General features: G+C 70.6%; 21 protein-coding genes and 1 pseudogene. 10 read left to right on the forward strand and 12 right to left on the reverse strand.

The features are described 5' to 3' along the window. Positions 1 to 193: 193 nt before the first annotated feature. The 3 genes from lpxK to AC1RSK_RS23860 are packed head-to-tail and all read right to left on the reverse strand — an operon-like array spanning position 194 to position 3,432. Positions 194 to 1,201, reverse strand: coding sequence for a tetraacyldisaccharide 4'-kinase (gene lpxK, locus AC1RSK_RS23850; protein ID WP_492910192.1), 1,008 nt, complete (start codon positions 1,199 to 1,201; stop codon positions 194 to 196). After that, positions 1,198 to 2,469, reverse strand: a complete 1,272-nt coding sequence (locus tag AC1RSK_RS23855; RefSeq protein WP_492910193.1) for a 3-deoxy-D-manno-octulosonic acid transferase — start codon at positions 2,467 to 2,469, stop codon at positions 1,198 to 1,200. The genes lpxK and AC1RSK_RS23855 overlap by 4 nt, the downstream gene beginning before the upstream one ends. Beyond that, on the reverse strand, positions 2,470 to 3,432 hold the full coding sequence (locus AC1RSK_RS23860) for a cation diffusion facilitator family transporter (protein WP_492910194.1): 963 nt from the start codon (positions 3,430 to 3,432) through the stop codon (positions 2,470 to 2,472). 112 nt (positions 3,433 to 3,544) lie between these two features. On the opposite strand from AC1RSK_RS23860, the gene AC1RSK_RS23865 reads away from it, so the two are divergent. Together AC1RSK_RS23865 and AC1RSK_RS23870 are read left to right on the forward strand one after the other, a co-directional pair. Further along, positions 3,545 to 3,973, forward strand: a complete 429-nt coding sequence (locus AC1RSK_RS23865) for an antitoxin Xre/MbcA/ParS toxin-binding domain-containing protein (RefSeq protein ID WP_492910195.1) — start codon at positions 3,545 to 3,547, stop codon at positions 3,971 to 3,973. Continuing rightward, entirely contained in the window at positions 3,970 to 4,488 is a 519-nt protein-coding gene (locus AC1RSK_RS23870) for an RES family NAD+ phosphorylase (RefSeq protein ID WP_492910213.1), read from the forward strand. The genes AC1RSK_RS23865 and AC1RSK_RS23870 overlap by 4 nt, the downstream gene beginning before the upstream one ends. Positions 4,489 to 4,495: 7 nt before the next feature. Here the strand turns inward: AC1RSK_RS23870 and AC1RSK_RS23875 are convergent, their stop codons facing one another. Together AC1RSK_RS23875 and AC1RSK_RS23880 are read right to left on the reverse strand one after the other, a co-directional pair. Continuing rightward, positions 4,496 to 5,881: an L-serine ammonia-lyase gene (locus AC1RSK_RS23875; RefSeq protein WP_492910196.1), complete on the reverse strand. Its 1,386-nt coding sequence runs from the start codon at positions 5,879 to 5,881 to the stop codon at positions 4,496 to 4,498. A gap of 9 nt (positions 5,882 to 5,890) precedes the next feature. Continuing rightward, entirely contained in the window at positions 5,891 to 7,543 is a 1,653-nt protein-coding gene (locus AC1RSK_RS23880; protein ID WP_492910197.1) for a M28 family metallopeptidase, read from the reverse strand. Between the two features lie 309 nt (positions 7,544 to 7,852). Between AC1RSK_RS23880 and AC1RSK_RS23885 the strand changes: the two genes are divergently transcribed. The 3 genes from AC1RSK_RS23885 to AC1RSK_RS23895 all read left to right on the forward strand — a co-directional run bounded on the left by AC1RSK_RS23885 (position 7,853) and on the right by AC1RSK_RS23895 (position 11,644). Then, positions 7,853 to 8,899 carry a serine hydrolase domain-containing protein gene (locus AC1RSK_RS23885; protein WP_492910198.1) on the forward strand — a complete coding sequence of 349 codons (1,047 nt, stop codon included), beginning with the start codon at positions 7,853 to 7,855 and terminating at the stop codon, positions 8,897 to 8,899. A gap of 238 nt (positions 8,900 to 9,137) precedes the next feature. Next, entirely contained in the window at positions 9,138 to 11,000 is a 1,863-nt protein-coding gene (locus AC1RSK_RS23890) for a ribonucleoside-diphosphate reductase subunit alpha (RefSeq protein ID WP_492910199.1), read from the forward strand. Further along, a complete protein-coding gene (locus tag AC1RSK_RS23895; protein ID WP_492910200.1) occupies positions 10,997 to 11,644 on the forward strand; it encodes a GDSL-type esterase/lipase family protein in 648 nt (215 codons plus the stop codon). The genes AC1RSK_RS23890 and AC1RSK_RS23895 overlap by 4 nt, the downstream gene beginning before the upstream one ends. Here the strand turns inward: AC1RSK_RS23895 and AC1RSK_RS23900 are convergent. Next, complete coding sequence (locus AC1RSK_RS23900) at positions 11,641 to 12,186, reverse strand: methylated-DNA--[protein]-cysteine S-methyltransferase (RefSeq protein ID WP_492910201.1); 546 nt, start codon at positions 12,184 to 12,186, stop codon at positions 11,641 to 11,643. The genes AC1RSK_RS23895 and AC1RSK_RS23900 overlap by 4 nt on opposite strands. Then, complete coding sequence (locus tag AC1RSK_RS23905) at positions 12,167 to 13,654, reverse strand: AlkA N-terminal domain-containing protein (protein WP_492910202.1); 1,488 nt, start codon at positions 13,652 to 13,654, stop codon at positions 12,167 to 12,169. Before AC1RSK_RS23905 ends, AC1RSK_RS23900 begins: the two co-directional genes overlap by 20 nt. Before the next feature lie 142 nt (positions 13,655 to 13,796). On the opposite strand from AC1RSK_RS23905, the gene AC1RSK_RS23910 reads away from it, so the two are divergent. Next, positions 13,797 to 14,141 (forward strand): DUF6481 family protein, encoded by a 345-nt coding sequence (locus AC1RSK_RS23910; protein WP_492910203.1) that lies wholly within the window; start codon positions 13,797 to 13,799, stop codon positions 14,139 to 14,141. A gap of 3 nt (positions 14,142 to 14,144) precedes the next feature. Here the strand turns inward: AC1RSK_RS23910 and AC1RSK_RS23915 are convergent, their stop codons facing one another. Beyond that, positions 14,145 to 15,530: an alginate export family protein gene (locus AC1RSK_RS23915; RefSeq protein ID WP_492910204.1), complete on the reverse strand. Its 1,386-nt coding sequence runs from the start codon at positions 15,528 to 15,530 to the stop codon at positions 14,145 to 14,147. A 186-nt stretch (positions 15,531 to 15,716) separates the two neighbouring features. Here AC1RSK_RS23915 and AC1RSK_RS23920 point away from each other — a divergent pair, with 186 nt between their 5' ends. Then, entirely contained in the window at positions 15,717 to 16,469 is a 753-nt protein-coding gene (locus tag AC1RSK_RS23920; protein ID WP_492910206.1) for an SDR family oxidoreductase, read from the forward strand. Between the two features lies 1 nt (position 16,470). Here AC1RSK_RS23920 and AC1RSK_RS23925 read toward each other — a convergent pair whose 3' ends face one another. The 4 genes from AC1RSK_RS23925 to AC1RSK_RS23940 form a co-directional block, all read right to left on the reverse strand. Next, a complete protein-coding gene (locus AC1RSK_RS23925) occupies positions 16,471 to 16,665 on the reverse strand; it encodes a hypothetical protein (protein WP_492910207.1) in 195 nt (64 codons plus the stop codon). 142 nt (positions 16,666 to 16,807) lie between these two features. Beyond that, positions 16,808 to 18,379: a sensor histidine kinase gene (locus AC1RSK_RS23930; RefSeq protein WP_492910208.1), complete on the reverse strand. Its 1,572-nt coding sequence runs from the start codon at positions 18,377 to 18,379 to the stop codon at positions 16,808 to 16,810. A gap of 1 nt (position 18,380) precedes the next feature. Further along, on the reverse strand, positions 18,381 to 19,148 hold the full coding sequence (locus AC1RSK_RS23935; protein ID WP_492910209.1) for a response regulator transcription factor: 768 nt from the start codon (positions 19,146 to 19,148) through the stop codon (positions 18,381 to 18,383). Further along, positions 19,145 to 20,719, reverse strand: a complete 1,575-nt coding sequence (locus AC1RSK_RS23940; protein ID WP_492910210.1) for a DUF4153 domain-containing protein — start codon at positions 20,717 to 20,719, stop codon at positions 19,145 to 19,147. Before AC1RSK_RS23940 ends, AC1RSK_RS23935 begins: the two co-directional genes overlap by 4 nt. Positions 20,720 to 20,923: 204 nt before the next feature. Between AC1RSK_RS23940 and AC1RSK_RS23945 the strand changes: the two genes are divergently transcribed. The 3 genes and pseudogenes from AC1RSK_RS23945 to AC1RSK_RS23955 all read left to right on the forward strand — a co-directional run. Next, positions 20,924 to 22,081: a patatin-like phospholipase family protein gene (locus AC1RSK_RS23945; RefSeq protein WP_492910211.1), complete on the forward strand. Its 1,158-nt coding sequence runs from the start codon at positions 20,924 to 20,926 to the stop codon at positions 22,079 to 22,081. An 18-nt stretch (positions 22,082 to 22,099) separates the two neighbouring features. Further along, positions 22,100 to 23,245 (forward strand): caspase family protein, encoded by a 1,146-nt coding sequence (locus AC1RSK_RS23950; protein ID WP_492910212.1) that lies wholly within the window; start codon positions 22,100 to 22,102, stop codon positions 23,243 to 23,245. Continuing rightward, positions 23,242 to 24,171, forward strand: a pseudogene (locus tag AC1RSK_RS23955) (hypothetical protein); the annotation flags it as partial. The gene AC1RSK_RS23950 and the pseudogene AC1RSK_RS23955, both read left to right, overlap by 4 nt.

The raw sequence follows: 24,171 nt of genomic DNA on the forward strand, positions 1-24,171 counted from the left end.
CCCCCCCCCCCCCCCCCCCCCCCCCCCCCCCCCCCCCCCCCCCCCCCCCCCCCCCCCCCCCCCCCCCCGCGCCGGCTGGAGTGGCTGGCCGCGTTCTGGCGCGGCTGTGGCAGCTGCGTTCAGGGTAACCCATCCGCTGGCGCTGCCCCCTCCACCACCGGGCCTAAGTCGGCCCGGCGGTCCCCCTCCCCCGTCAGGCCAAGGCCTGCCGGAGGAGGAATTTGACCGCCGCCTCGTCCTCGAACCGCGCCCGCACCGGCCAATAGCCGACCTTGCGCCGCCACGGCCCCGGCAGGCGGACCCAGTCCTTCTCGGTGGTCAGCAGCTGGCCGCCCAGCTGGGCCGCGCGCTGCTCGAGGAAGCGCAGGTCCTCCTCGCGGTACTCGCCATGGTCGGGGAAGGGCGCGAAGTCCTTCAGCACCACCCCGGCGGCGATCAGCGAGCGCTCGAACTTCCACGGCTTGCCGATGCCGGCGAAGGCCAGGACCGGATGGTCCGGCGGCGGTCCGGCCGGCTCCAGCCGGGCGATCAGCACCGGCTTGCCCTTGAACAGGGCGACCAGGTCCGGGGCCGGCGCGTCGAGGTCGGCCGGCAGCAGCAGGACCACGGCGTCGGCCCGGGCCAGGCCCACGCCCAGCGGCTCGCGCATCGGCCCGGCCGGAAAGACGGCGCCGTCGCCGAACGGCCATTCGTTGCCCCGGGTCTCGCCGTCGACGACGACCAGTGACAGGGCCTTCTTCAGGGAGGGGTTCTGGTGGCCGTCGTCCATGACCACCGCCTGGGCGCCGGCCTCGCGCGCCGCCGCGGCCCCGGCCGGCCGGTCGCGGGAGATCCAGAAGGGCCCGTCGGCGGCCAGCATCAGCGGCTCGTCGCCGACCTGCTGTGTGCCGTGGATGGCCGGATCGACCTTCAGCGGCCCCGGCTCATTGCCGCCATAGCCGCGCGACAGGCCGTGGGCCGCCACGCCGTCCTCGCGCAGCAGCCGCAGCAGTTCCCGCACCACCGGCGTCTTGCCGACCCCGCCGGCGGTGAGGTTGCCGACGCAGACCACCGGCACACCGGCGTCCACGGGTGTGGCCTTGTCGATCTTCCAGGCCGTCACCGCCGCCCAGACCCAGCTGAGGGGGGTGAGCACCATGCGGGTGACGACACCCGGGGCGTTGTCGCGCACATACCACCAGCGGGGCGTCGAGAGCTTCATGGCAGCAGGGCTTCCAGCCGCGTCCAGGCAGCATCGAGTTGCGCTGACTGGGCCTGGGCGAAGGCCTGGCCGCTGGCCCCCAACGCCCTGGCCGCCTCCGGCGCGGCCAGCAGCCCGGCCAGGGCCATCGACAGATCGCCCGGCGTCTCGACGATCATCGCCCCGCGCTCGCCCTCGACCATGGCCTGGTAGACCTCGGCGGCGTTGAACACCTGCGGTCCGCTGATCACCGGCGCGCCGAGCCGGGCAGGCTCCATCGGATTGTGGCCGCCGATCCCGGGCACGAAGCTGCCGCCCATGACCACGACGTTGGCGAGGCGGAAGAACAGGCCCATCTCGCCCAGTGTGTCCGCCACGTAGATCGCCGTCTGGCGGGTGATCCTGTCGCCGCGCGAGCGCAGGGCCACCGGGCCGTGGCCGGTCCCCAGGGCGGTCAGCACCTCGCCGCTGCGATCGGGATGACGGGGGGCGATGATCAGCAGGGTGTCCGGCGCCTCGCTGCGGATGGCGGTCAGCATCGGGGTGACGATGATGGCCTCTTCGCCGGCATGGGTGCTGGCGGCCAGCGCCACCGGGCGTTTGCCAATGGCCTTCTTCAGGGCGGCGAGCTCGGCGGCGTCGGCCGGCAACGGCTCGCCGGCCAGCTTGAGGTTCAGCCGGCCATCGGTCTCGACCCCGAAATAGCGCAGCCGTTCGGCCGACAGCTCGTCCTGCGGCAGAACCAGGTCGAAGGCCGCCAGCACCTGCCTGATGCCGGCCGCCATCCGGGCCCAGCCGCGCGCCGTCTTGTGGGTGATGCGGGCCGAGATCAGCGCCAGCTTCGCGCCGCGTTGCTTGGCCCCGAGGATCAGGCCCGGCCAGATCTCGCTCTCGACCAGGACCACCAGGCCCGGCCGCCAGTGATCGAGGAAGCGCCGGGCCGAGGCGGGCGTGTCGAGCGGCGCGTACTGGTGGATGGCGCCGGCCGGCAGCCGTTTGGCCAGCAGGGCGGCGGCGGTGACCGTGCCACAGGTCACCAGCAGGGTGAGGTCCGGCCGCGCCTTAGCGAGCCGCTCGATCAGTGGCAGCACCGCCTGGCTCTCGCCGACGCTGACCGCATGGATCCAGACGAGGCCGCCCTCGGGCCTGGCGACGGAGGCGTGACCGAGGCGCTCGCCGAGCCTGGCGGGATCTTCCTTGCCCTTGGCCGCCCGCGAGCGCAGGAGGCCGGGGGCGAACGGCTGCAGCGCCGCCATGGCCGCCCGGTAGAGGCTCAGCGACAGCGCCACCTAATGCCCGCCGTGGGCGTCGGCCAGCCGGCAGGGTCCGCGATGGCCGGTCTCCAGCTGCAGGGTGGCGTGGCCGATGCCGAAGGCGTGGACCAGGTCGTGGCACAGCTCGTCGAGGAAGGTGTCGGGATCGGCGTTGTCGGGCCGGGTCAGGTGGGCGGTCAGGGCCGTCTCGCTGGTGCTCATCGCCCAGATGTGCAGGTCGTGCACCTCGGTGACGCCGGGCCGGCCGGCCAGCCAGGCCTTGACCTTCTCCGGGTCGATGCCGCGCGGGGCGGCGTCGAGCGCCAGATCGAGGCTGTCGCGCAGCAGGCCCCAGGTCCCGGCAACGATGACGGCGGCGATGACCAGGCTGATCACCGGATCGATCCAGCGCCATTCCGGCTGCATCCACAGCAGGACGGCGGCGAAGACCACCCCCAGCGACACCGCCGCGTCGGCCGCCATATGCAGGAAGGCGCCCTTGACGTTGAGGTCTTCCTGGCCGCGCATGAACATCAGGGCGGTGGCGGTGTTGATGACCACGCCGATGGCGGCGACGACGATCACCGGCCCCGGCGGAATGTCCTGCGGCGCCCCGAAGCGGCGCACGGCCTCCCAGGTGATGCCGCCGACGGCCAGCAGCAGCAGGCCCGCATTCGCCAATGAGGCCAAGATGGTGCTCTTGCCCAGGCCATAGGTCCGCCGCCCGGCCGGGGCGCGTCGCGCGATGACCACCGCGCCCCAGGCCATCAGCAGGCCCAGGACGTCCGACAGGTTGTGGCCGGCGTCGGCCAGCAGGGCCAGGGAGCCGGTGAACAGGCCGGCCCCGGCCTCGGCGATGACGAAGGCGATGTTCAGGCCAGCGCCAATGGCGAAGGCGCGGCCGAAGTCCTTGGGCGCATGGCTGTGGCCGCCGGGACCATGGTGATGGTCCTTGTGGCCGCCATGGTGGTGGTCGTGGTGGGCGTGGTCGTGGGACATTGGGGTGGTTCTACCACTTCGCTCCCGGCCGTCACCCCGGCGCATCGGCGGCGGCCTTGACGAAATCAGCGTGTGCCGTTATTTTGTCCTTGATTGAGGACATTTTTCAGACATGCCGTCGCAGCCCCGCAAGTCCGTTCCAAAGCTGGCCGGCCCCGGCGTCGCCGAGATGGGGGCGCCGTTTCGCGGGCCGATGTTCGGCGGCCTGCTGGGCGCCGACGGCGTCGATGTCGAGCGCGCCGCCGAGGTGTTCAACATGACCAAGAGCCAGCTGGCCGAAACCGTCGGCCTGGCCAGCGACACCCTGCAGAAGGCCGCCCGCCGCAACGCTCCCAAGACCCAGGCGCGGGTCACCGAACTGATCGAGATCATCAGCCGGCTGGAGGCCTGGGCCGGTGGCCGCATCCAGGCCATGGCCTGGTATCGCGCCCAGCCGATCGCGGCGCTGGACGGCCGCACCGCCGAGGCGCTGGTCAAGTCGGGCAAGGCCGGGTTGGTGCGCGACTACCTCGACCATCTGGCGCTGGGCGGCTTCGCCTGAGGTTTCAGGGCACAGCCTTCCGGGCGCACGATCCGCGCTGGTCGTTCAGCCCGCTGTCGGGCGACGGCGCGGCGATCCACGGCGGGCGGTTCAATCCCAAGGGGACGCCGGCGCTGTATCTGGCCCTGGCCCCGATGACGGCGATCAAGGAGGCCAGCCAGGGCCTGGCCCTGAAGATCGAACCCCTGGTGCTGTGCAGCTACGAGGTCGACTGCGAGGACATTCTCGACCTGACGACGCCGGCGGGCATGACGGCGGCAGGCGTGACGGCCGACGACCTGGCCTGCGGCTGGATGCTGCTGGTCCATCAGGGCAAGACGCCGCCGACCTGGGCGATGGCCAACCGGCTGATTGCTGACGGCGCGGCGGGCGTCATCGCGCCGAGTTTCGCGCCGGGCGCCACGGCCGATGACCGCAATCTGGTCCTCTGGCGCTGGGGCCAGGACAAGCCTCACCGGATCATCGTGCACGATCCGTCCGGCCGCCTGCCGAAGAACCAACTCTCGTGGTCCTGAGCGGGCGCTAGCACTCCACCCGGTTGACCGGCATCCCCGCCGCCAGGCCGCCGAGCGAGGTCTCCTTGTAGATCTCGTTCATGTCCTCGCCGGTGCGCTTCATGGTGGCGATGACCTTGTCGAGGCTGACCGAGTGCTGGCCGTCGCCGAGCATGGCCAGGCGGGCGGCGTCGATGGCCTTGATGGCGCCCATGGCGTTGCGCTCGATGCAGGGGATCTGGACCAGGCCGCCGATCGGATCGCAGGTGAGGCCGAGGTTGTGCTCCATGCCGATCTCGGCGGCGTTCTCGATCTGGGCGTTGGAGCCGCCCATGACGGCGGCCAGGCCGGCGGCGGCCATCGAGCAGGCCACCCCGACCTCGCCCTGGCAGCCGACTTCGGCCCCGCTGATCGAGGCGTTCTTCTTGTAGAGAGCGCCGATGGCCGCGGCGGTCAGCAGGAAGCAGCGGCGGCCCTCGGGCGTGCCCTGCAGGAAGCGGTCGTAGAAGCGCAGCACGGCCGGGATCAGGCCGGCGGCGCCGTTGGTCGGGGCGGTGACGACGCGGCCGCCGGCGGCGTTCTCCTCGTTGACCGCCAGGGCCCAGAGGTTGACGAAGTCCATGGCCGCCAGGGGATCGCTGATCTGGCGCTCGACCTTGGCCATGATCGCCTCATGCACCTGCTTGGCGCGGCGCTTGACGTTCAAGCCCCCGGGCAGCTGGCCGCCGATGCGCATGCCCCGGTCGATGCAGGCCTCCATGGCCCCGAAGATGGCGTCCAGCCGCTCCAGGACGACCGGCTCGGGGGCGCGGGCGATCTCGTTGGCCATCATCAGCTGGCCGATCGACAGGCCGGCGGCGTCGGCCTTCGCGACCAGTTCGGCGCCGGAATCGAAGGGATAGGGGATCGGCGTCTCTTCGGCCGGAGCGTTGCGACCGATCTCCGATTCCTCGCAGACGAACCCACCGCCAATCGAGAAGTAGGTCTTCTGCAGGACCACGCCGTCGTGGGCGTCGAAGGCGGTGAAGGTCAGGGCGTTGGGGTGCTGCGGCAGCCGCTGGCGGCCGGCCCAGACGATGTCGACCTGCTCGTCGAAGGCCAGGTCGGCCTCACCGCCCAGCCGCATGCGGCCCGAAGCGCGCAGGGCCTCCAGGGCGGCGTCGCCGGCGTCGGGATCGAGCCCCGCCGGCTCGAAGCCCATCAACCCCAGCATCACCGCCCGGTCGGTGGCGTGACCCCGGCCGGTCAGGGCCAGGGAGGCGTAGAGCTTGACCTGTACCCGGGCTGCGCCGGCGATCAGCCCGCCTGCCTTCAGCTCGGCGACGAAGCGGGCGGCGGCGGTCATCGGCCCCATGGTATGGGAGCTGGAGGGGCCGACGCCTGGCTTGAACAGGTCGAAGACGCTGGCGGTCATGGCCCGCGCCTACTTCCGCTCCGCCTTGGTGGCGTCGCGGGTGGCCTTGAACTCCGAGCCCAGCGCCCACTCCGGCCAGATGCGGCTGTTTGCCAGGTCGGCGCCCAGGTCATGCAGCAGGACCAGGTCGGCGACGATGCCGTCCATCCGCCAGTCGGCCGACCATTCGTCCGCCGGCTGATGGTATTTGTCCTTGGTATAGGCGTCGGCCCAGGCCTGGGCCTCGCCCGGCTTGGCGCCAATGACGTCGATCCCCGAGCCGAACGAGATGGCCGGCACGCCGCGCTTGGCGAAGGGGAAGTGGTCGGAGCGGTAGAAGTGGCCGGCCTCCGGGTTCGGATCGGGGCTGAACACCCGGCCCTCGGTCTTGCCCTTGGCGATCAGCATGTCGAGCAGGTCCTGCCCGGCGTCGCCCGAGACGTTGAAGTCCTTCGTCGGGCCGAGCGGGCTCAGCGCATCGGTATTGAACACGGCCACCGTCTTGCTGAGCGGATAGACCGGGTTGGCCGCATAGTATTCCGAGCCCAGCAGGCCCTTCTCCTCGGCCGTCACCGTCATGAAGACGATCGAGCGGTCGGGGCGCGGCCCCTTGGCGAAGGCGCGGCCCATCTCGATGACGGAGGCCGTGCCGGTCGCGTTGTCGACGGCGCCGTTATAGATGGTGTCGCCCTTGGCGTCCGGGCGGCCGATGCCCAGATGGTCCCAGTGGCCCGAGTAGATGACGTACTCGTCCGGGTGCGTCTTGCCGGGCAGGACGCCGACCACGTTCTTGGAGACGATGACCTCCGGCTTGACCTTGAAGTCGGCCGAGAAGGTCGCGCCCTTCAGTTCCACCGGCTGGAAGTCGCGACCGCGCGCCTTGACCTTCTCGGCTTCGAAGTCGAGGCCGGCCGCCTTGAACAGGGCGACGGCCGCGTCGCGGGTGATCCAGCTCTCGACGGCGGTGTGCTGCTTGGCGGCGTCCTTGCGGACGATGTCGAACATGGTGTTGGTGTTGGAGTTCTTGACCGTCGCCCAGCCGTAGGAGGCGCCCTTGGTCTCGTGGACGATCAGCACCCCGGCGGCGCCCAGGCGGGCGGCCTCCTCGTACTTGTAGGTCCAGCGGCCGTAGTAGGTCATCGCCTTGCCGCCGAAGTCGCCCTCACCGGTCTCGATGTCGGGGTCGTTGATCAGCACGACGATCATCTTGCCCTTGACGTCCATGCCCTTGAAGTCGTCCCAGTTCCGCTCCGGCGCCTTGACGCCGTAGCCGGCCCAGACGATCGGCACGTCCTTCAGCGACACGGCCTTCTGGTTGGTCAGGGAGGCGCGGATGGCGATGTCGTCGCCCTGCGCCAGGGGCGTGGCCTTGCCGCCGACGGTGAAGCTGGCCGCCACCGGACCGTCGATGTCGAAGCGGCCGAGCGGCACGTCCTGGGTCCAGGCCCGCTTGCCGTCCTTGCCCTTGTCGCCGCCGGGCTGCAGGCCGGCCTTGGCGTATTGCTCGGCAATGTAGGCGACGGTCTTCTTCTCGCCCTCGGTGGCGGGGCCCCGGCCCTCGAAGGCGTCGGAGGACAGGACCTTCACATGCTCGGTCAGCCGGGCCTCGTCGAACAGCGGGTCGGCCGCCATGGCCGAAAAGGGCAGGATGGCGATGGCCGTGGCCAGAAGGAAGGATTTCATCGAAACGGGACTCTCGAAGGGAGGGTAAATTTGCGCGGAACCTAACCTTGGGGGAGCCCAGCCGCCAGGGGCGGAATTGGCGGAAGCGTCAAACAGCGTTCGGTGAAAGGAACAGGTTCCTTCTCCCGCTTGCCGGGAGAAGGTGGCCCCCGAAGGGGGTCGGATGAAGGCAGCGCCAGCTCATCCCAGGGGCGCACGTTCTGGCGCCAGTCGGCGCCGTCGCCAATCTTCAGGGGTCGGCGCCGCCCTCATCCGAGCCCTACGGGCCCACCTTCTCCCGACAAGCGGGAGAAGGGTCTAGGATTAGGGATGCGTCGTCGCGAACTCATCGTCGGTCTGGGGGCCCTGCTGGCCGTCGGCATGAAGCCGAGACCCCGGCAACCGAACGCGCTTGATCCCCTCTGGTACGCGGCGTCAAAGGATCCCCGCCAGGGCCGCACTGACGCGCTGCTGGTCCTGCGGGACGGCGAGATGCTGTTCGAGCGGTATGGTGACGACCACAGCCCCACGACCCGCCACGTCAGCTGGTCGATGGCCAAGTCGGCGACCCACGCCCTGGTCGGCGCCGCCGTGCTGCACGACGGCCTCGACATCGACCGGCCGGTCGCGGCGATCCCGGACAACGCCGGCGTCAGCCTGCGCCATCTGTTGATCCTGACCGACGGCCTGCCCTGGGACGAGGCGCGCCAGCCGGCCGCCATCGCCTCCGACGCCTCGCGCCTGCTGTTCGGCTCCGGCCGCCTGGACGTCGCCAAATTCGCCGCCAGCCGGCCGGGCGAACGCAAGCCCCCCGGAACGACCTGGAACTACTCAACCGGCGCCTATCATCTGGTCGCCCGCGAGCTGAGCGCCCGGCTGTTCCCCGCCCTGACCGACCCGTTTCAGCGGCGCGCCGCGATGGCCGACTGGATGCGCCGGCGATTGTTCGAGCCCGCCGGCATGGCCAGGGCCCTCTTCGAGTTCGACCCGCAAGGGACCTTCTACGCCGGCTCACTGATGTGGGCGACAGCGCGGGACTTCGCGGTTCTGGGGAGCCTTTACCTGGGCGACGGCTTGGTCGGCGGCGCACGGCTGCTGCCCGAAGGCTGGGTGCGATTCGCCCGCACGCCGACGCTCGAGTCGACTTACGGCGCCGGTTGGTGGCTGGAAGGGGCGCCCGGACCGGCCGCGGGCCCGTCCCTGCTGGGCGGATCGCCGGCCGACGCCTTCCACGCCCGGGGTCTCGACGGACAGCTCATATTGGTTGTGCCGTCCCGGCGCCTAATTGTTGTGCGGCTCGGTTATACCCCGGATGGTGCGACAGGTTGGCCGGCTATCGCAGGTTGCCTGCGACGCATCATCACGCTCGTGTCATAGGCCAGATTTAATGTTCGCTCCGAACGCCCGGCCCTGTTGGGTTTGCGACGTTTGTGCGACCATTCGTCAACAGCTTGTTAACGAAAAAGTCGCCGCCGAGGCCTCCGACCCCGTTGACGAACCGTTAGCCTCCATGGCCCCATATAGTGGGTCAGCGGGGCGCTTCGCCCACAAGATATGGGGTCTTCGGGCGGAGTTGTCTCCCGAAGTGGCTGTTTGTTTTACGGGTTTTGGGCACATGATGGGTGACGTCGCACGTCAGATTCCTCTGGGTGAAGCCGCCGGCTCCGAAGCCTGGCTGGTTGATCGTCCTTCGCTTTCACTGGTCCCCAAGATCGAGGTCGACCGCAGCCGCGATGCGCTGCTGACCGACTTCGGCAAGACCACGCTGGAAGACCGTTATCTCCTGCCGGGCGAGTCCTATCAGGACATGTTCGCCCGGGTGGCGACCGCCTTCAGCGACAGCCCCGAGCACGCCCAGCGCGTCTACGACTACATGAGCCGCCTGTGGTTCATGCCGGCCACCCCGGTGCTGTCAAACGGCGGGGCCGATCGCGGCCTGCCGATCAGCTGCTTCCTCAACGCGGTCGGCGACTCGCTCAACGGCATCGTCGACACCTGGAACGAGAACGTCTGGCTGGCCGCCAACGGCGGCGGCATCGGCACCTACTGGGGCGGCGTCCGCTCCATCGGCGAGAAGGTCAAGGGCGCCGGCCAGACCAGCGGCATCATCCCCTTCATCCGGGTCATGGACAGCCTGACGCTGGCCATCAGCCAGGGTTCGCTGCGCCGCGGCTCGGCCGCCGTCTACCTCGACATCTTCCACCCGGAGATCGAGGAGTTCCTTGAGATCCGCAAACCCTCGGGCGACTTCAACCGCAAGTCCCTGAACCTGCACCACGGCATCAACATCACCGACGAGTTCATGCACGCCGTGCAGAACGGTGAGAAGTTTGGCCTGCGCAGCCCCAAGACCAATGAGGTCCTCAAGGAAGTCGACGCCCGCACCCTGTGGCAGAAGGTGCTGGAGCTGCGCCTGCAGACCGGCGAGCCCTACCTGATCTTCTCGGACGCGGTGAACCGCGCCATGCCGCAGCACCAGAAGGACCTCGGCATGAGCGTCCGCCAGTCCAACCTGTGCAGCGAGATCATGCTGCACACCGGCAAGGACCACCTGGGCAATGAGCGGACCGCCGTCTGCTGCCTGTCGTCGGTCAACGCCGAGACCTTCCTGGAATGGCGCAACGAGCCGAAGTTCATCGAGGACGTCATGCGCTTCCTCGACAACGTGCTGGAGGACTTCATCCAGCGCGCGCCGATCGACGCCAAGAACGCCGTCTACGCCGCCAAGCGCGAGCGGTCGGTGGGCCTGGGCCTGATGGGCTTCCACAGCTTCCTGCAGGGCCAGAACGTTCCGTTCGAGAGCGCCATGGCCAAGAGCTGGAACATGCGGCTGTTCAAGCACCTGCGTCGCGAGGCCGACAAGGCGTCCAAGACCCTGGCCGAGGAAAAGGGCCCCTGCCCCGACGCGGCCGATCGCGGCGTCATGGAGCGCTTCAGCCACAAGCTGGCGATTGCTCCCACCGCCTCGATCAGCATCATCTGCGGCGGCACCAGCGCCGGCATCGAGCCGATCCCGGCCAACATCTACAGCCACAAGACCCTGTCGGGCACCTTCGCGGTCAAGAACCCCTACCTTGAGCGCCTGCTCGAGGAGACCGGCAACAACACCCCGGCCGTCTGGGATTCGATCCTCAGCCACGAAGGCTCGGTGCAGCACCTCGACTTCCTCAGCCAGGACGACAAGGACGTCTACAAGACGGCCTTCGAGCTGGACCAGCGCTGGGTGATCGAACTGGCCGCCGACCGGACCCCGGAAATCTGCCAGAGCCAGTCGGTTAACGTCTTCCTGCCGGGCGACGTCGACAAATGGGACCTGCACATGCTGCACTGGACCGCCTGGGAGCGGGGCATGAAGAGCCTCTACTACCTGCGCTCCAAGTCGGTGCAGCGGGCCGCCCACGCCGGTGAGGACGAGGTCCGCGCCAGCGCCGAGGACGCCGCCCGCACCGACTATGAAGAGTGCCTCGCCTGCCAGTGAGGCGGGCGCTCGTCATCCTGCTTATCGCGGCGATCAGCGCCGGCGGCGGTTTCGTCGCCGGCGTTGCCTTTGATGGCCTCAAGGCCAGGCTCGCGGCCCCGGAAGACCCTTCGACGCGGATTCGCTACCGCCACCGCCTGAGCCAGTTCACAGCCCTCAAGACCCGGTCCGAGGCGGATGTGGTCATGCTGGGCGACTCCCTGACCGACGGCGGGGCCTGGGACGAGTTGCTCGGCCGTCCCGTCGCCAACCGGGGCCTGGGCGGCGACACCAGCGACCTGCTGCTCAAACGGCTGGACGCCTCCGTACCCGACAGCGCCCGCACGGTGACGATCATGATCGGCCTCAACGATCTGAAGGACCCCGGCTTCACGCCCGGGCAGACCGCCGCCCACGTCGAGGCCATCCTGAGACGGCTCAAGGGCCGGCGGGTGATCCTGCAGTCAGTGCTCTACGACGCCACGCCAGCGCACCGGGCGCCCATCGACGCCCTCAACACCCGCTACGCAGCCCTCTGTGGCCAGGGCCTCTGTGAATGGCTGGACCTGCGACAGACCGTGGCGGTGGCCGGCAGTTTCGACGGCCGCCACCTGGCCGGCCCGGCCTATGTGGCCTGGGCGCAGGCCCTGAAGACCAAACTCTAGAACAGCTTCCCCGTCGGGGCGACGTAGTGGGCGCCCTCGTGCTCCAGCAGCCAGCGCTTGCGGGGGATGCCGCCGCCGAAGCCGGTCAGGCTGCCGTCGGCGCCGATCACCCGGTGGCAGGGCACGACCACGGCGATGGGGTTGGAGCCGTTGGCCAGGCCGACGGCGCGGCTGGCGCTGGGCTGGCCGATCTTGCGGGCCATGGCCCCGTAGGAGCGGGTCTCGCCGACCGGGATCTGCTTGAGCTCGTCCCAGACCGAATGCTGGAAGTCGCTGCCGACGGCGCGGGTGGGGATGCGTTCCAACGCCTTCAGGTCGCCCTTGAAGTAGGCGTCGAGGTTTTCGCGCACCGGCGGCGGAGCGCGGCCCTTGATCACCTCAGCTTTCGGATAGCTGCGGCGAACGGTGCGCAGGAAGTCCTCTTCCGGACGATCGAAGTGCAGCAGGCGAAGGATTCCGTCCTCGTCGACGGCGAGCCAGAGGCCGTCGATCGGCGAGGGATAGCGTTCGATGGTCAGGGTTTCAGGCGGCTTTGCGGGCATCGGCCTTCTCCTTGAGGTTTACCGCGTCGCCGGCCCACAGGTGCAGGGCGGCGTAGGCGCGCCAGGGCCGCCAGGCCTCGGCGCGGGCGAGCAGTTCGGCGGGCGTCGGCCGGACGCCGTCCGGGGTCTCAAGGGCGCGCATCAGGCCGATGTCGGCGGCCGGAAAGGCGTCGGGCTCGCGCAGCTGGCGCATGGCGATGTACTGGGCCGTCCACTCGCCGATGCCAGGGAGCGCCTTCAACGCCTTGATGGCCGTGTCGAGGTCCTGGCGCGGGCCGAACAGGGCCGGATCGGCGACGGCCGCCGCCCCCATGCTGGCCAGCGAGCGCGAGCGGGCCCCGGGCATCGGCAGGCCCGAGAGATCGGCGGCGGCCAGCCGTTCGGGGCTGGGAAAGGCGACGGTGAGGCCCTCCTGCGCCCAGGCCTCGGGCAGCGGTTCGCCATACTGGGCGGCCAGCTTGCCGGCCAGCAGCACGGCGGCGTGGACGGTGATCTGCTGGCCGAGGATGGCGCGGATGGCCAGCTCGAACCCGTCCCAGGCTCCCGGCACCCGCAGGCCCGGACGGGCGGCGACGCGCGGGGCGAGGTCGGGATCGGCCGACAGGTGCTCGTTGATCGCCGTCGGGTCGGCCGCGAGGTCGAACACCCGGCGCACCCGGGCGAGGATGGCCGGCAGGGCGCTGGTGCGCGGAAAGCGGACCTGCACCGACAGCTGGTCCTTGCCGGCCGGGGTGACGGCCAGCGTGCCCATCTCACCGTCGAGGGCGATGGTGCGGGCGTAGCGGCCCTCGGTGACCAGCTCGACGCCCGGAATGGCGCGCAGCTTGAGGAAGGCGATCAGGCCGTCCCAGTCGTAGGGCGGCTTGTAGCGCAGCTTGAGGGTGACGCCCTCAGCGGCATTGGCCGGGGCCGAGCGGCGGCGCAGCGAGGCCGGCGGGCGGCGGTAGAGGTGCTGGAAGGTCTCGTTGAAGCGGCGGACGCTGCCGAAGCCTGAGGCCAGCGCGACCTGGGCCATCGGCAGGTCGGTCTCATGGATCAGCTGCTTGGCGAGCAAGACCCGGCGGGTCTGGGCGACGCCGATGGGGGTGGCGCCGAGATGGGTCTGGAAGAGCCGGCGCAGCTGGCGGTCGCCGACGCCGAGGCGCCCGGCGAGGGTCTCGACATCGCCGTCGTCGAGGGCCCCGGCTTCGATCAGGGAAAGCGCCCGGGAGACGGTGCTGGACGAGCCCTTCCAGGCCCCCAGGTCCGGCGAGGTCTCCGGGCGGCAGCGCAGGCAGGCGCGAAAACCGGCGGCCTCGGCGGCGGCGGCGCTGGGGTAGAACAGCACATTCTTCTGCATCGGCGTGCGGGCCGGGCAGATCGGCCGGCAGTAGATGCCGGTGGTCTTCACCCCGGTGAACACCCGCCCGTCGAAGCGGGAGTCTCGCGACAAAATTGCGCGGTAGCAGGCGTCGTGATCGAGTTCCATGCTTCCTATATGGGGATAACGAAGGCCTGCGTCTCGCGGTTTTCGGACATCACCGTCGCCGGCCAAACCTTGCAATTCTCCGGAATCTGCGGTTTGAGGCGGGCGCAATTTTCCCAAGCAACGACTCTGTTCGAAGGACTGAATGAGAGATCCTCTGAAAACCGGCTTCAATGACCGTATCGCCGCCGCCGCCGAGGCCAAGAAAGCCATGCTGGCGCGCATGAAGCCCAAGCCCACCGTCACCGATCCCAACTTCGTCGATCGCGCCACCCGCAAGGCCCTGGAAGTGGAAGCCATCCGCGCCCAACGCGCCGCGGAAAAGGAAGCCGCCAAGGCCGAGGCCGAAGCCAAGCGCCTGGCCGAGATCGAGGCCCGCGCCGAAGCGGCCGAGACCGAGCTGGAAGCCAAGCGCCGCGAGCGCAAGGAACGCAAGGCCGCCGCCAAGGAAGAGGCCCGGCTCAAGCGCTCGATGAAGAAGGCCCACTAGGGCCTAGAACAGCGCCGTCAGGTTCAGCGAGACATAGGCCGCATCCCCGTTGCGGGAGGCGTTCGGCGCGTCCTCGAGGACGCCGCCCTTGTCCAGCAGGACGGCGCTGATCTCCGCCCGCAGGCCGTCGGGGACCAGCCAGTAGCGGACCCGGCCTTCGAGCTGTTGGCCGGCGTAGCGGCCGGAATCGCCGCTGGCGTCGCGGACGCCGGTCGTCGAGAAACTGTCGCTGGCCGAGGCCAGCCACAGACCCCTGTAGGTCACGAAAGCATCCAGCCGCGGGCTGGGCGTCAACTCCAGGCGCAGGCCCGGCGTGACGATGTTGGCGCGGCCGATGGCGTTGTAGATGCCGGACGGGGCCAGGTCGGCGCGGCGCATGCCGAACAGGGTGTCGAACCGGCCGTAGCTGGCGTCGCCGTCGTCGCCGCTGGCGTAGTCGAACTCGAACGACAGGCGCGGCTTCCAGGCGTGTTCGAAGCTGTAGCCGAGGTCGGCGTGCAGGAAGCCGGCTTCGACATCGAGGGTGGGCGCGACGGGGCTGGTCGAAGCGCTGATCTCGCCGGTCTGGCCGATGATCTCGACCTCGTAGTCCAGGCGACCGGGCGCCGGATCGCGGATGAGGCGCAGGCTGACCGTGTCCAGCGACCGGTCCCGTGTCGGCCGGCCGGCGGCGTCCTGTTCCTCGAAATGGACGTAGGAAGCCTCCAGCGTCGCCTCGCCGATCGTGCGTGGCCGGCTGACGACGCCGCCCCACAGGACCAGGTCGCCGCTTTCCCGGTCCCATTCGACCTGGCTGTCGCGTAACGAAGCCGCATCGTCGGGCAGGCGCACCTGCGGCATGACCCAGAAGGCCGTGGCCTTGGCGCCGGCCGGCAGGGCCGCGTCGACCCGCAGGCCGGTGTAGCCGTTGGTGGTGTTGCGGTAGTCATCGGCGGCCACCAGGCGGCGCGAGCCGACGTTCAGGGTGAAGCGGCCAGCCTGAACGCTGGCCTTGCCCTTTTTGGCGAAGGGCGAGTCGAAGTCGGCGGCGACATAGGCCTGGACCAGTTCGAAGGTATTGACCTCATTGGTCCCGGCCGGCGAGCCGGCGTCGTCTTCCCAGACCCGGCTGTCATAGAGTTCCGCCCCGACGCGCACCGGCCCCTTGCGATACTCGCCGAACAGGGTGGTGCGCAGGCTGATCAGGTCGTCCCGGTCGGTGAAGCCCGGACGCGGCTGGCCGTCGATGACCTCGTAGCGCAGCCGCATGGAGCTGGAAACGGTCAAACCCTCCGGCGCGTCGAGGGCCTCGGCCACCGACCAGGGCGATGGCTTCGGCTGGGCGAACGCCGGCGCGGCGACGGCCATGGCGGCGGTCGAGAGCAGGACGGAGACAAGACGGTACGACAAGACAGGGCCTCCCGGTCCCGCCGGAGCGGGGCGCAAAAGGCGACGCTTGGACCGCGTGTGGTCTGGTCGGGGGGTCACCTCGCCCCGATGTCGGCGGGAGATAGCAAAACCCCCGGGGCTCACGCCAGTCGCCAATTTCTGCCCCGCCCCCTAGGATCGCTGAAAACAGCCCCAGGAGCGCCCTCGATGTCCGATCTCTTTTCCCTCGCCGGCCGCACGGCCCTGATTACGGGCGGCTCGCGCGGCATCGGGAAGATGATCGCCGCCGGCTTCATCGCCGCCGGGGCCAAGGTCTACATCTCGGCCCGCAAGGAGGTTGCCTGTCGGGCGACGGCCGAAGAGCTCGGCTGCGTCGCCCTGCCGGCCGATGTCTCGACCCTGGAGGGCATGGAGGGGCTGGCCGCCGCCTACCGCCAGCATGAACCCAAGCTCGACATTCTGGTCAACAACGCCGGGGCCGCCTGGCTGGCCCCGTTCGACGAGTTCCCGGAGAAGGGCTGGGACAAGGTCATGGACCTCAACCTCAAGACCCCCTTCTACCTGACCCGGGCCCTTGCCCCCGAGCTGCGGGCCGCCGCCAGCCATGAGAAGCCGGCCAAGGTGATCAATATCGCCAGCATCGACGGCATCGCGGTCAATCCGCAGGAGACCTATCCCTATGCGGCCAGCAAGGCCGGGCTGATCCACCTGACCCGGCGGATGGCCAGGACCTTGATCGCCGACCACATCGTCTGCACCGCCATCGCGCCGGGCGCCTTCGCCAGCGACATGAACATCGCCGCCCGGGACGAGACCGAGGCGGTGGCCGCCAGGGTGCCGGCCCGGCGGATCGGGACCGACGAGGACATGGCCGGGGCGGCCATCTACCTCGCCTCGCGGGCCGGGGACTATGTGGTCGGGGCGACGCTGACGGTGGACGGCGGCGTCGCCTTCTGCTGAGCTAGAAACTGCGCCGGCCGACCCGGCCCAGGGCCCCGACGGCGGCGGCGGCGAACTCTCCGGTGCGCCAGGCGGTTTCGCGGTCCTGGGCCTGGCCGCTGGCGGCGACGCGGGCGTCGAGGTCCATCAGGGTCCAGACCCATTGGCTGTTCTCGGGGCGGACGAAGAGGGCGAAGCCTTCGGTGGACGTGGGCATGGGAACCTCCCTTGTTGTGGGAGGACCATGGCGCGAGGGCGTGGAGTGCGTTTGGGGGTTGCGGCGCCGATTCCGTGCAGAGCGCTTACCCCACATCCCGATCATCCCGACGAAAGTCGGGACGATCGGATTTAAGGGGGACCTAGTCCGCCAGCGGCAGGCGCATCTCGAACCGGGCCCCGGCTGCGCAGGGGACCGCCGAGATCGAAGCGTGGCTGGCCGCCAGCAAAGACCGGGCGATGGAGAGGCCCAGGCCCGTGCCGCCGTCGGCGCGATGGCTGGTGAAGAAGGGTTCGAACAGGCGCTCGCGGTCGGCCTCGGCGATGCCGGGGCCGTCGTCCTGAACCGCCAGGCAGAGCTCGCTGCCCAGAACCGCCGCCGAGATCATCGCCGCCTTGGCCCCGGCCTGGCGGCTGTTTTCCAGGAGGGTGGTGAGGACGGCCTCGATGGTGGCCTCGGGCACGGCGACGGCGGGGAGGTCGTCGGTCAGGTCGATGGTGACCTTCAGGGCCGGCTGGCTGTCGGCGACGCGGCGGGCGGCGGGCAAGAGGTCGACGGCGGCGTTCGCCTCGGGGCGGGCCATGTCGGCGCGGGCCATGTCGAGCAGGCGGGTGACCAGCTGGGTCAGGCGGGCGTTGTCGGCGGCGATGTTGTCGAGGAAGCGGCGGCGTTCCTCGGGACTCATGGTCTCGAAGTGGTCCTGCAGCAGTTCGACGGCGCCGCCGATGCCGGCCAGCGGCGTCTTGAACTCATGGCTGACGGCGGCGGCGAAGTCGCGCAGGTAGCGGCTGCGGGTCTCGATGGCCTGGGCCATCTCGCGGAAGTCCTCGTAGAGGGCGCGGATCTCGACGGCGGCGGTGCGCGGGGTCTCGGGCACGTCACCGCGCCCGGCGGTGACTTCGCGGGCGGCGCGGCTGAGGGCGACGATGGGACGGCTGATGCCGCGCGAGACGATGCCGGCCATCAGGGTCAGGAGGCCGAGGATGAGGACCAGGCCGAAGACGATCTTGCCGCGATCCTCATAGACGCCGCGGAACAGAGCGCGGGGCGAGCGGGACATCAGCAGCACCCCGCGCACCCGGCCCTGGGCAATGATCGGCCGGGCGTGGTGGATGCGGATGGTCGAGGCTCTGGAGAGCCACTCGTAGTGGCTGTCGGGGCGATAGTCGCTGTTCCGGCGCAGGACGGTGTCGGGCGCGCCGTTGAGGGCCGCGCGCACCTCCGGCAGGCCCGAGAGGTCGCCGCCCCGGCCGTAGCCGCGCACCACCTGGCCGCGGCTGTCGAGCACCAGGATGGAGGCAAGCGTGGTCTTCACCGTGGCGTCGATGACCGGGCCCAGCTGATTGGCGGCGACGATGGCGTCGGCGTCGGGGGCGGCGGCTGTGCGGCGGGCCGGCGGGCGCTCGGGCAGGATGGGGCTGTCCGACAGGTCGATGGTGGTGCGTTCGGGGCGGTAGTAGTCGGGGGCCTTGGTGTCGGCCGGCGGCGGCGGCGGCAGGCCCGGCCAGCGGGCGGCGGCGGCGGCGCTGAGGGCCGCGCCCTGGGCGACCAGCTCGGCCTCGGTCTGGCGGACCAGGGTGTTCTCATAGACGCGCAGGCCGACGGCGCTGAACACCGGCATGGCGGCCACCAGCAGCAGCACGCCGAGCAGGATGGTGCGCAGCTTCAGCGCCGGCCAATGCCGTTTGATCACCGCCTTGAGCCTTGAGATCAATTCAGGCCGCCTCTCCCCTGCAGGGGCCGAGCCGATAGCCGACGCCGGCCTTGGTCTCGATGACGTCCTGGCCGCCGAGGGCGGCGAACTTGCCGCGCAGGTTGCGCACATGGCTGTCGATGGTGCGGTCGGTGATGGCGAAGCCGGGGCCGTGCAGGCGGTCGATGATGGCGTCGCGGGTGAAGACCCGGGTCGGGGCGGCGGCCAAAGCCTTGAGAATCCCGAACTCGGTCACCGTCAGAGCGGCTTCCTGGCCGGCCCAGCGGGCGGTCCAGCCGTCGGTGTCGAGGGTCAGGCGGCCGTGGCTGATCAGGTTTGACGCGGCCGGGGCCGGGGCGGCGGCGGCCTGGGAGCGGCGCAGGATGGCGCTGATGCGGGCGGTGACCTCGCGGGGGCTGAACGGCTTGACGACGTAGTCGTCGGCCCCGAGCTCGATGCCCAGCACCCGGTCGATCTCGCCGTCGCGGCTGGACAGGAACAGGATCGGCGTCTGGCCCATGGCCCGCAGGCGGCGGCAGACCTCCAGCCCGTCGAGACGCGGCATGTTGATGTCGAGCACCACCAGGTCGGGGGCCTGTTCCTCGACCGCCGCCAGGGCCGCGACGCCGTCCTCGGCCTGGCGGGTGGCGTAGCCGGCCTTGGTCAGGGCGAAGTCGAGCAGCTCGCGGATGTGAGGGTCGTCGTCGACGATCAGGATGGAGCGGGACATGGCGTGCATCATTCCGAAGGCGGGGCGAAGGTCAACGGCGGCGGTGACGGCAGGGGTCATCGGCTGGGCTCCTGGGCGGGCGTCGAGGGGACCGGCGGCGGGACGACGGTCGAGGGCGGGATTGCGGGCGGAGGCGCGGGCTCGGCGACGGACGGAATCTCGACCGGCGGGCGCCAGGCGCGCAGCTCGGGGCGGCCGGCGGCGAGGAGGGCGCGGGCCTCTTCGAGGCGGCGTTGGGCGCGCCAGCTGAAGGTCTGCTTCTGCCAGGCTTCGGCCTGCTCAATCGCCCGCCAGCGCAGGGCCGAGACCGTCTGCCGATAGGCGGGCGGCAGCCCATCCTGCTGTTCCAGCCGGGCCAGAGGCACGAGGGCCGAGGCGCCCAGCCGTTCGATATAGCCGCTGTCCAGCCAAGCGCCCGAGCCGTCGAGATTCTTGGCGTGGCGCAGGTTCCAGTCGGCGGCGATCTCGCCGCTGTCACCGATCGCGAAGGCCAGCAGCACCAGGGCGGCGACGGCGGCGTTCATGTTGATCAGCCAGGCGGCCGACTTCTGGCGCAGCAGCCGCCAGCCGATGAGGATCAGGCCGACCGCGACCAGCGCCATCCAGGCCAGGGCGGCGATGCGCATGCGGGTCAGGTCGAAGCTGTCGATGTAGAGCAGGGTGCGCTGGATGCTGAAGACGACCAGCAGGACGTTCTGCGCCACCCAGGCGGCGACCAGCCAGCGCACCAGCGGCCGGCGGCTGGTCTCCGATCCGGGGGCCAGGGCGACGAGGACGAAGAGGCCGGCCAGCAGGGCGGTGACGATCAGCGGATAGGCGCCGCGATGGGCGTATTCGGCCAGGGTGTGCTCGGTCGGCAGCCGCGCGCCGCTCCACAGGAAGGCGACGTCGAGGCCGTTCTGCAGGGCGAACAGGGCGTTGAACAGGATCAGCGACAGGGTCACCGAAGCCGCGTTGACACCGGGCAGCCTGGCGTCGGTGCGGGCGGCCGGAATGCGGACCGGCCGGCGCAGATGAACGGGGCGCAGCAGGGCGAGGCCGGCCAGGCCGGTCACCACCCACAGGAAGACCTGCAGCACCCCGAGGTCGGGACCGCGCAGGGTGCCTAACGCCTCGCTCAACAGGGGGTTGGCGGCGGCGAACAGGGCGAGGAACACCGCCCCGCCGATCAGCGGCAGGGCCAGGAGGCGCACCGCCTTGCCCAGGGAGGGGCCCGGCCGGCCTTTCAGCCGCTTGAGGCCCAGCTGCAGCAAGGTCTCGACCGGCGCGCGGACGGCGCCGGTGGCCATGACGATGAGCCGCTGGACCCAGGTCCAGACCCCCTCGCCGAAGCCGGCGCGGGGAACCAGGGCGGCGATGCTGATCGCCAGGCAGAAGAACAGCAGCCCCAGCCGCGAGGTCGTCTCGACCTGCAGTCCGGCCAGGGCGGCGGCCAGCAGCAGGAAGAGCCAGCCATGGCGGCGGGCGGCGGGGCTGGCGATGGCCAGGGCGGCGACGGCGGCGAACAGCAGGATGGCGAGGTTGGCCCCCAGCGCCTCCATCGCCCACAGGGCGCGGTCGGCGACGACGACCAGGACCAGGGTCAGGCCGACCCGAAGCCAGAAACTGTATCGGCCCTTGAACGTCCCCATGCGCGCCTCCCAACGTGAGGCTCCGACGCTGGGGCCGGGCCGTGGAGGCATGGTGGGCGGCGCGGTGCAGGGGCGGACCGGGCGTGTGCAGATTCGGTGCAGACACCACCCCCGTCACGGCATCGTGGCCGCGCCCCGTCCGATACCCGCGTTGCGCGAATTTCCTTTTGGACGTCTACTGGAGGCGGCGGAGGGAGAGACGTCATGCCGGAGGAGAACAGCCAGACCCAGAACCCGCTGGACGAGCGGTTCGGCAAGAAGCCGGACGGTCCGAGGGACAAGGTTGGCCTGGCCCTGTCCGGCGGCGGCTACAAGGCGGCGCTGTTCCATCTGGGCGGGTTGATCCGGCTGAACGAGCTGGGGCTGCTGCCCAAGATCAATCGTTTCTCCAGCGTCTCGGGCGGCTCGATCACCTCGGCCTGGCTTGGTCTCAATTGGTCGAAGCTGACCTTCGACGCCAAGGGCGTGGCCACCAACTTCGACGCCGTGGTGCGCCAACCGCTGGAGAGCTTCTGCGCCACGGCCAAGATCGATGTGGCGGCCGGGCTCGGCGGCGTCCTCAACCCCTTCAGCAGCACCGGCCAGGACCTGGCCAAGGCCTACGCCAAGCGGCTCTTTGGGGAAAAGACGCTGCAGGACCTGCCCGATCCGGCCACCGGCGCGCCGACCTTCGTGTTCAACGCCACCAACATGCAGCTGAACAGCCTGTGGCGCTTCTCACGCAAGCGGGCCGCCGACTGGCGGGTCGGGGAGGTGATCGCGCCGAAGCTGCCGCTGGCCAAGGTGGTGGCGGCCTCGTCGGGCTTTCCGCCGATCTTCTCGCCCGTCGTGTTCGAATGGCCGGCCGGGGCGGTGAAGCCGTTCAAGGATTCCGACCGGGGCGAAGGCGAGTACCTGAAGGTCGCCCGGGTGGCCGATGGCGGCATCTATGACAACCTGGGCCTGGAGACGGTCTGGGGCCGCTGCGAGACCGTGCTGGTCAGCAACGCCGGCGATCCCTTCGCCGAGAATTCCCGGCCGGACACCAACTGGCTGAGCCAGTTGCGCCGGACGATCAGCACCATGCACCGCCAGTGCGAGAACCACCGGGTGCGCTGGCTGATCTCGGAGGCGAAGCGGGGCGATCCCAAGGTGGCGGCCTGGTTCCTGCGCGGTCGGGTCAACGACTTCAAGCCGAAGACCCCTTCGCCGCTGGCGCTCAGCCTGCGGGAGGCCGACGAGGTCGGCGACGTCGGGGTCAGGCTGTGGCCGCCAAACGACCGGGAGCGGATGCTGCTGATCCGTCACGGCTATTCCACGGCCGACGCCTCGGTGCGCAGCTACTGGCGGCCCGACGATCCGCCGCCGACGACCTGGCCCTAGGGAGCTGAAGAGACGGCCATGGGGGACAGCTGCATCTATCGGGGAAACGTGACGGGGCCGGCGGTGCATGCCCTGGTCATCGGCGTCGGCCACTATCCGCACCTGATCGGCGGCGGCGGCCCGCTGATGGCCAAATCCGAGGGCATGGGCCAGCTGACCTCGGCCCCGGTCTCGGCGCGGATGTTCGCCGAGTGGCTGCTGGCGGGGATGCGCAATCCGGCCGGGCGGCAGCTGGGCAGCCTGCGGCTGCTGATCTCCGAGAAGCCCACCAGGCCGTTCAAGCACGCCCTGCTCAACACCGAGGGCAAGCCGCAGCCGGTGGTCGGGGCCGAACTCGACCTGGCGATCAGCGCCTGGCGCAAGGATCTCGACACCGACGAGGGCCACCTCGGCATCTTCTTCTTCTCGGGCCACGGGGTGACGGCGGGCCTGAACCAGGGGCTGCTGCTGTCGGACCTGGGGGTCAACGACGGCGATCCCTTCGCCACCGCCCTGCGGCTTGAGGGCTTCCACCTGGGCATGGGCCGGGCCAAGGCCCGCGAGCAGGTCTATTTCATCGACGCCTGCCGCAGCCATTCGGAGGGACTGGCCGACACCTATGGCGGCGGCGGGCGGGTCTATGTCACCCCCGATTCCAGCATCGTCCACAGCCGGCCGCGGGCGGCGCCGATCTTCAACGCCACCCTGCAGGGGGAGAAGGCGTTCGGGGTCAAGAAGAAGCCGAGCTTCTTCACCCAGGCCCTGCTCGACGCCTTCGAGGGGGCGGGCAGCGACAACACCGAGGACGAGACCGTCTGGCTGGTCGAGACCGCCACCCTGAGCCGGGGGGTGGAGTTCCTGGTCGGCGAGGCCGGCCGGCGCTTTGGCCTGAGCCAGGCGCAGGTGACGCCGACCGACCACGCCTCGCGGCTGGAGCTGCACCGGCTGAGCCAGGCGCCGAAGGTGCCGGTGGCGCCGCTGTTCGAGCCGGAGGCGCCGAAGGTCGGCTTCGCCTGGCCGGGCGGCAAGTGGAGCCAGGGCGATCCCCTGCCCTTCCTGCCCTACGGACCCTACCCGTTCACCGCCAAGGCCCCGGGGCCGCCGCCGGTCAGCGGCGCGGTGCAGAAGACGGTGCGGCCGCCCTACAGCCGGCTGAAGTTCACCCTCGGGGGCTCGGCGCCATGATGCGGCCGGCCAGCGACCGCGACGCCTCGATCGCCGATCGCACGGCCCTGCTGCGACTGCGGGTCGACCAGCTGTTCACCACCGCCCAGACGGCGGAGATGGGCTATGTGGCGCGGGTGCGGGACGTCACCCCCGGCCGGCCCCAGGTCGAGCGGGATTCGGTGTCGGAGGTGGTCATCCCGGTCGGCGGCGGGGGTTTCCGCGACCTGCCGGTGCGACCGGGCAGCTACCTGGTCGAGGCGGTGACGCCGACCGGGGCGGTGCTGGAGGCCGACGTCGAGGTCGGCGACGGCGAGACCCAGGCCGTCTACCTGGCCGACGACACCCCCTCGCCGCACGAATGGCTGGGCTGGCAGAAGGTCAGCGGCAACCTGCCGGGCTTTGCCGCCCCGGTGGCGGCCGCCGCGGCGGCGACGGCGGCGGTGCGGCGGCAGCCCCGGGCGCTGTGGCTGGCGATCGGCGGCGGGGTGATCGTGCTGCTGCTGGTGCTGGCGGGCGCCTACCTCACCCTGCAGACGAAGAGCGCCTCCTACGAGACCATCGAACCCTCGGCCGAAATCCCCAAGGCGGCGACGCCCGAGGGGACCGGCGCGGAGGTCGCCGCCGGGGCGGGAACCCCGGCCGCCCCGCCAGACGCCGCGCCGTCGCCGGCCGGAGCCGAAGAGCCGGTTCCTCGCGAGACCATCATCAAGCGCCTGCCGACCGACCGGCGCCCGGCCGCCCTGCCCGAAGACGCCTTCACCCCGGAGGTGGAAGGCGGCGGCGGCGGCTCGGGCGAGGACAGTTTCCGCCGGCCGGCCCCCAGACCAGCGCTCGCGCCTCGCCGCGTCCGGCCGAAGTTCGCGCCGCCGGAATTTGCGCCGCCAGCCCCGCTGCCCCCGCCGCCGCCCGAGGCGTCCGGCTCCGGGGCGCCGCCGCCTGAGCCG

This window comes from Caulobacter sp. GW821-FHT11A05 (genome assembly GCF_058809015.1).

Coding starts and splice junctions, on each gene's coding strand:
- lpxK (WP_492910192.1), bottom strand. CDS start 1,201: ATGAAGCTCTCGACGCCCCGCTGGTGGTATGTGCGCGACAACGCCCCG.
- AC1RSK_RS23860 (WP_492910194.1), bottom strand. CDS start 3,432: ATGTCCCACGACCACGCCCACCACGACCACCACCATGGCGGCCACAAG.
- AC1RSK_RS23865 (WP_492910195.1), top strand. CDS start 3,545: ATGCCGTCGCAGCCCCGCAAGTCCGTTCCAAAGCTGGCCGGCCCCGGC.
- AC1RSK_RS23875 (WP_492910196.1), bottom strand. CDS start 5,881: ATGACCGCCAGCGTCTTCGACCTGTTCAAGCCAGGCGTCGGCCCCTCC.
- AC1RSK_RS23880 (WP_492910197.1), bottom strand. CDS start 7,543: ATGAAATCCTTCCTTCTGGCCACGGCCATCGCCATCCTGCCCTTTTCG.
- AC1RSK_RS23885 (WP_492910198.1), top strand. CDS start 7,853: ATGCGTCGTCGCGAACTCATCGTCGGTCTGGGGGCCCTGCTGGCCGTC.
- AC1RSK_RS23890 (WP_492910199.1), top strand. CDS start 9,138: ATGATGGGTGACGTCGCACGTCAGATTCCTCTGGGTGAAGCCGCCGGC.
- AC1RSK_RS23900 (WP_492910201.1), bottom strand. CDS start 12,186: ATGCCCGCAAAGCCGCCTGAAACCCTGACCATCGAACGCTATCCCTCG.
- AC1RSK_RS23905 (WP_492910202.1), bottom strand. CDS start 13,654: ATGGAACTCGATCACGACGCCTGCTACCGCGCAATTTTGTCGCGAGAC.
- AC1RSK_RS23910 (WP_492910203.1), top strand. CDS start 13,797: ATGAGAGATCCTCTGAAAACCGGCTTCAATGACCGTATCGCCGCCGCC.
- AC1RSK_RS23920 (WP_492910206.1), top strand. CDS start 15,717: ATGTCCGATCTCTTTTCCCTCGCCGGCCGCACGGCCCTGATTACGGGC.
- AC1RSK_RS23925 (WP_492910207.1), bottom strand. CDS start 16,665: ATGCCCACGTCCACCGAAGGCTTCGCCCTCTTCGTCCGCCCCGAGAAC.
- AC1RSK_RS23935 (WP_492910209.1), bottom strand. CDS start 19,148: ATGACCCCTGCCGTCACCGCCGCCGTTGACCTTCGCCCCGCCTTCGGA.
- AC1RSK_RS23940 (WP_492910210.1), bottom strand. CDS start 20,719: ATGGGGACGTTCAAGGGCCGATACAGTTTCTGGCTTCGGGTCGGCCTG.
- AC1RSK_RS23945 (WP_492910211.1), top strand. CDS start 20,924: ATGCCGGAGGAGAACAGCCAGACCCAGAACCCGCTGGACGAGCGGTTC.
- AC1RSK_RS23950 (WP_492910212.1), top strand. CDS start 22,100: ATGGGGGACAGCTGCATCTATCGGGGAAACGTGACGGGGCCGGCGGTG.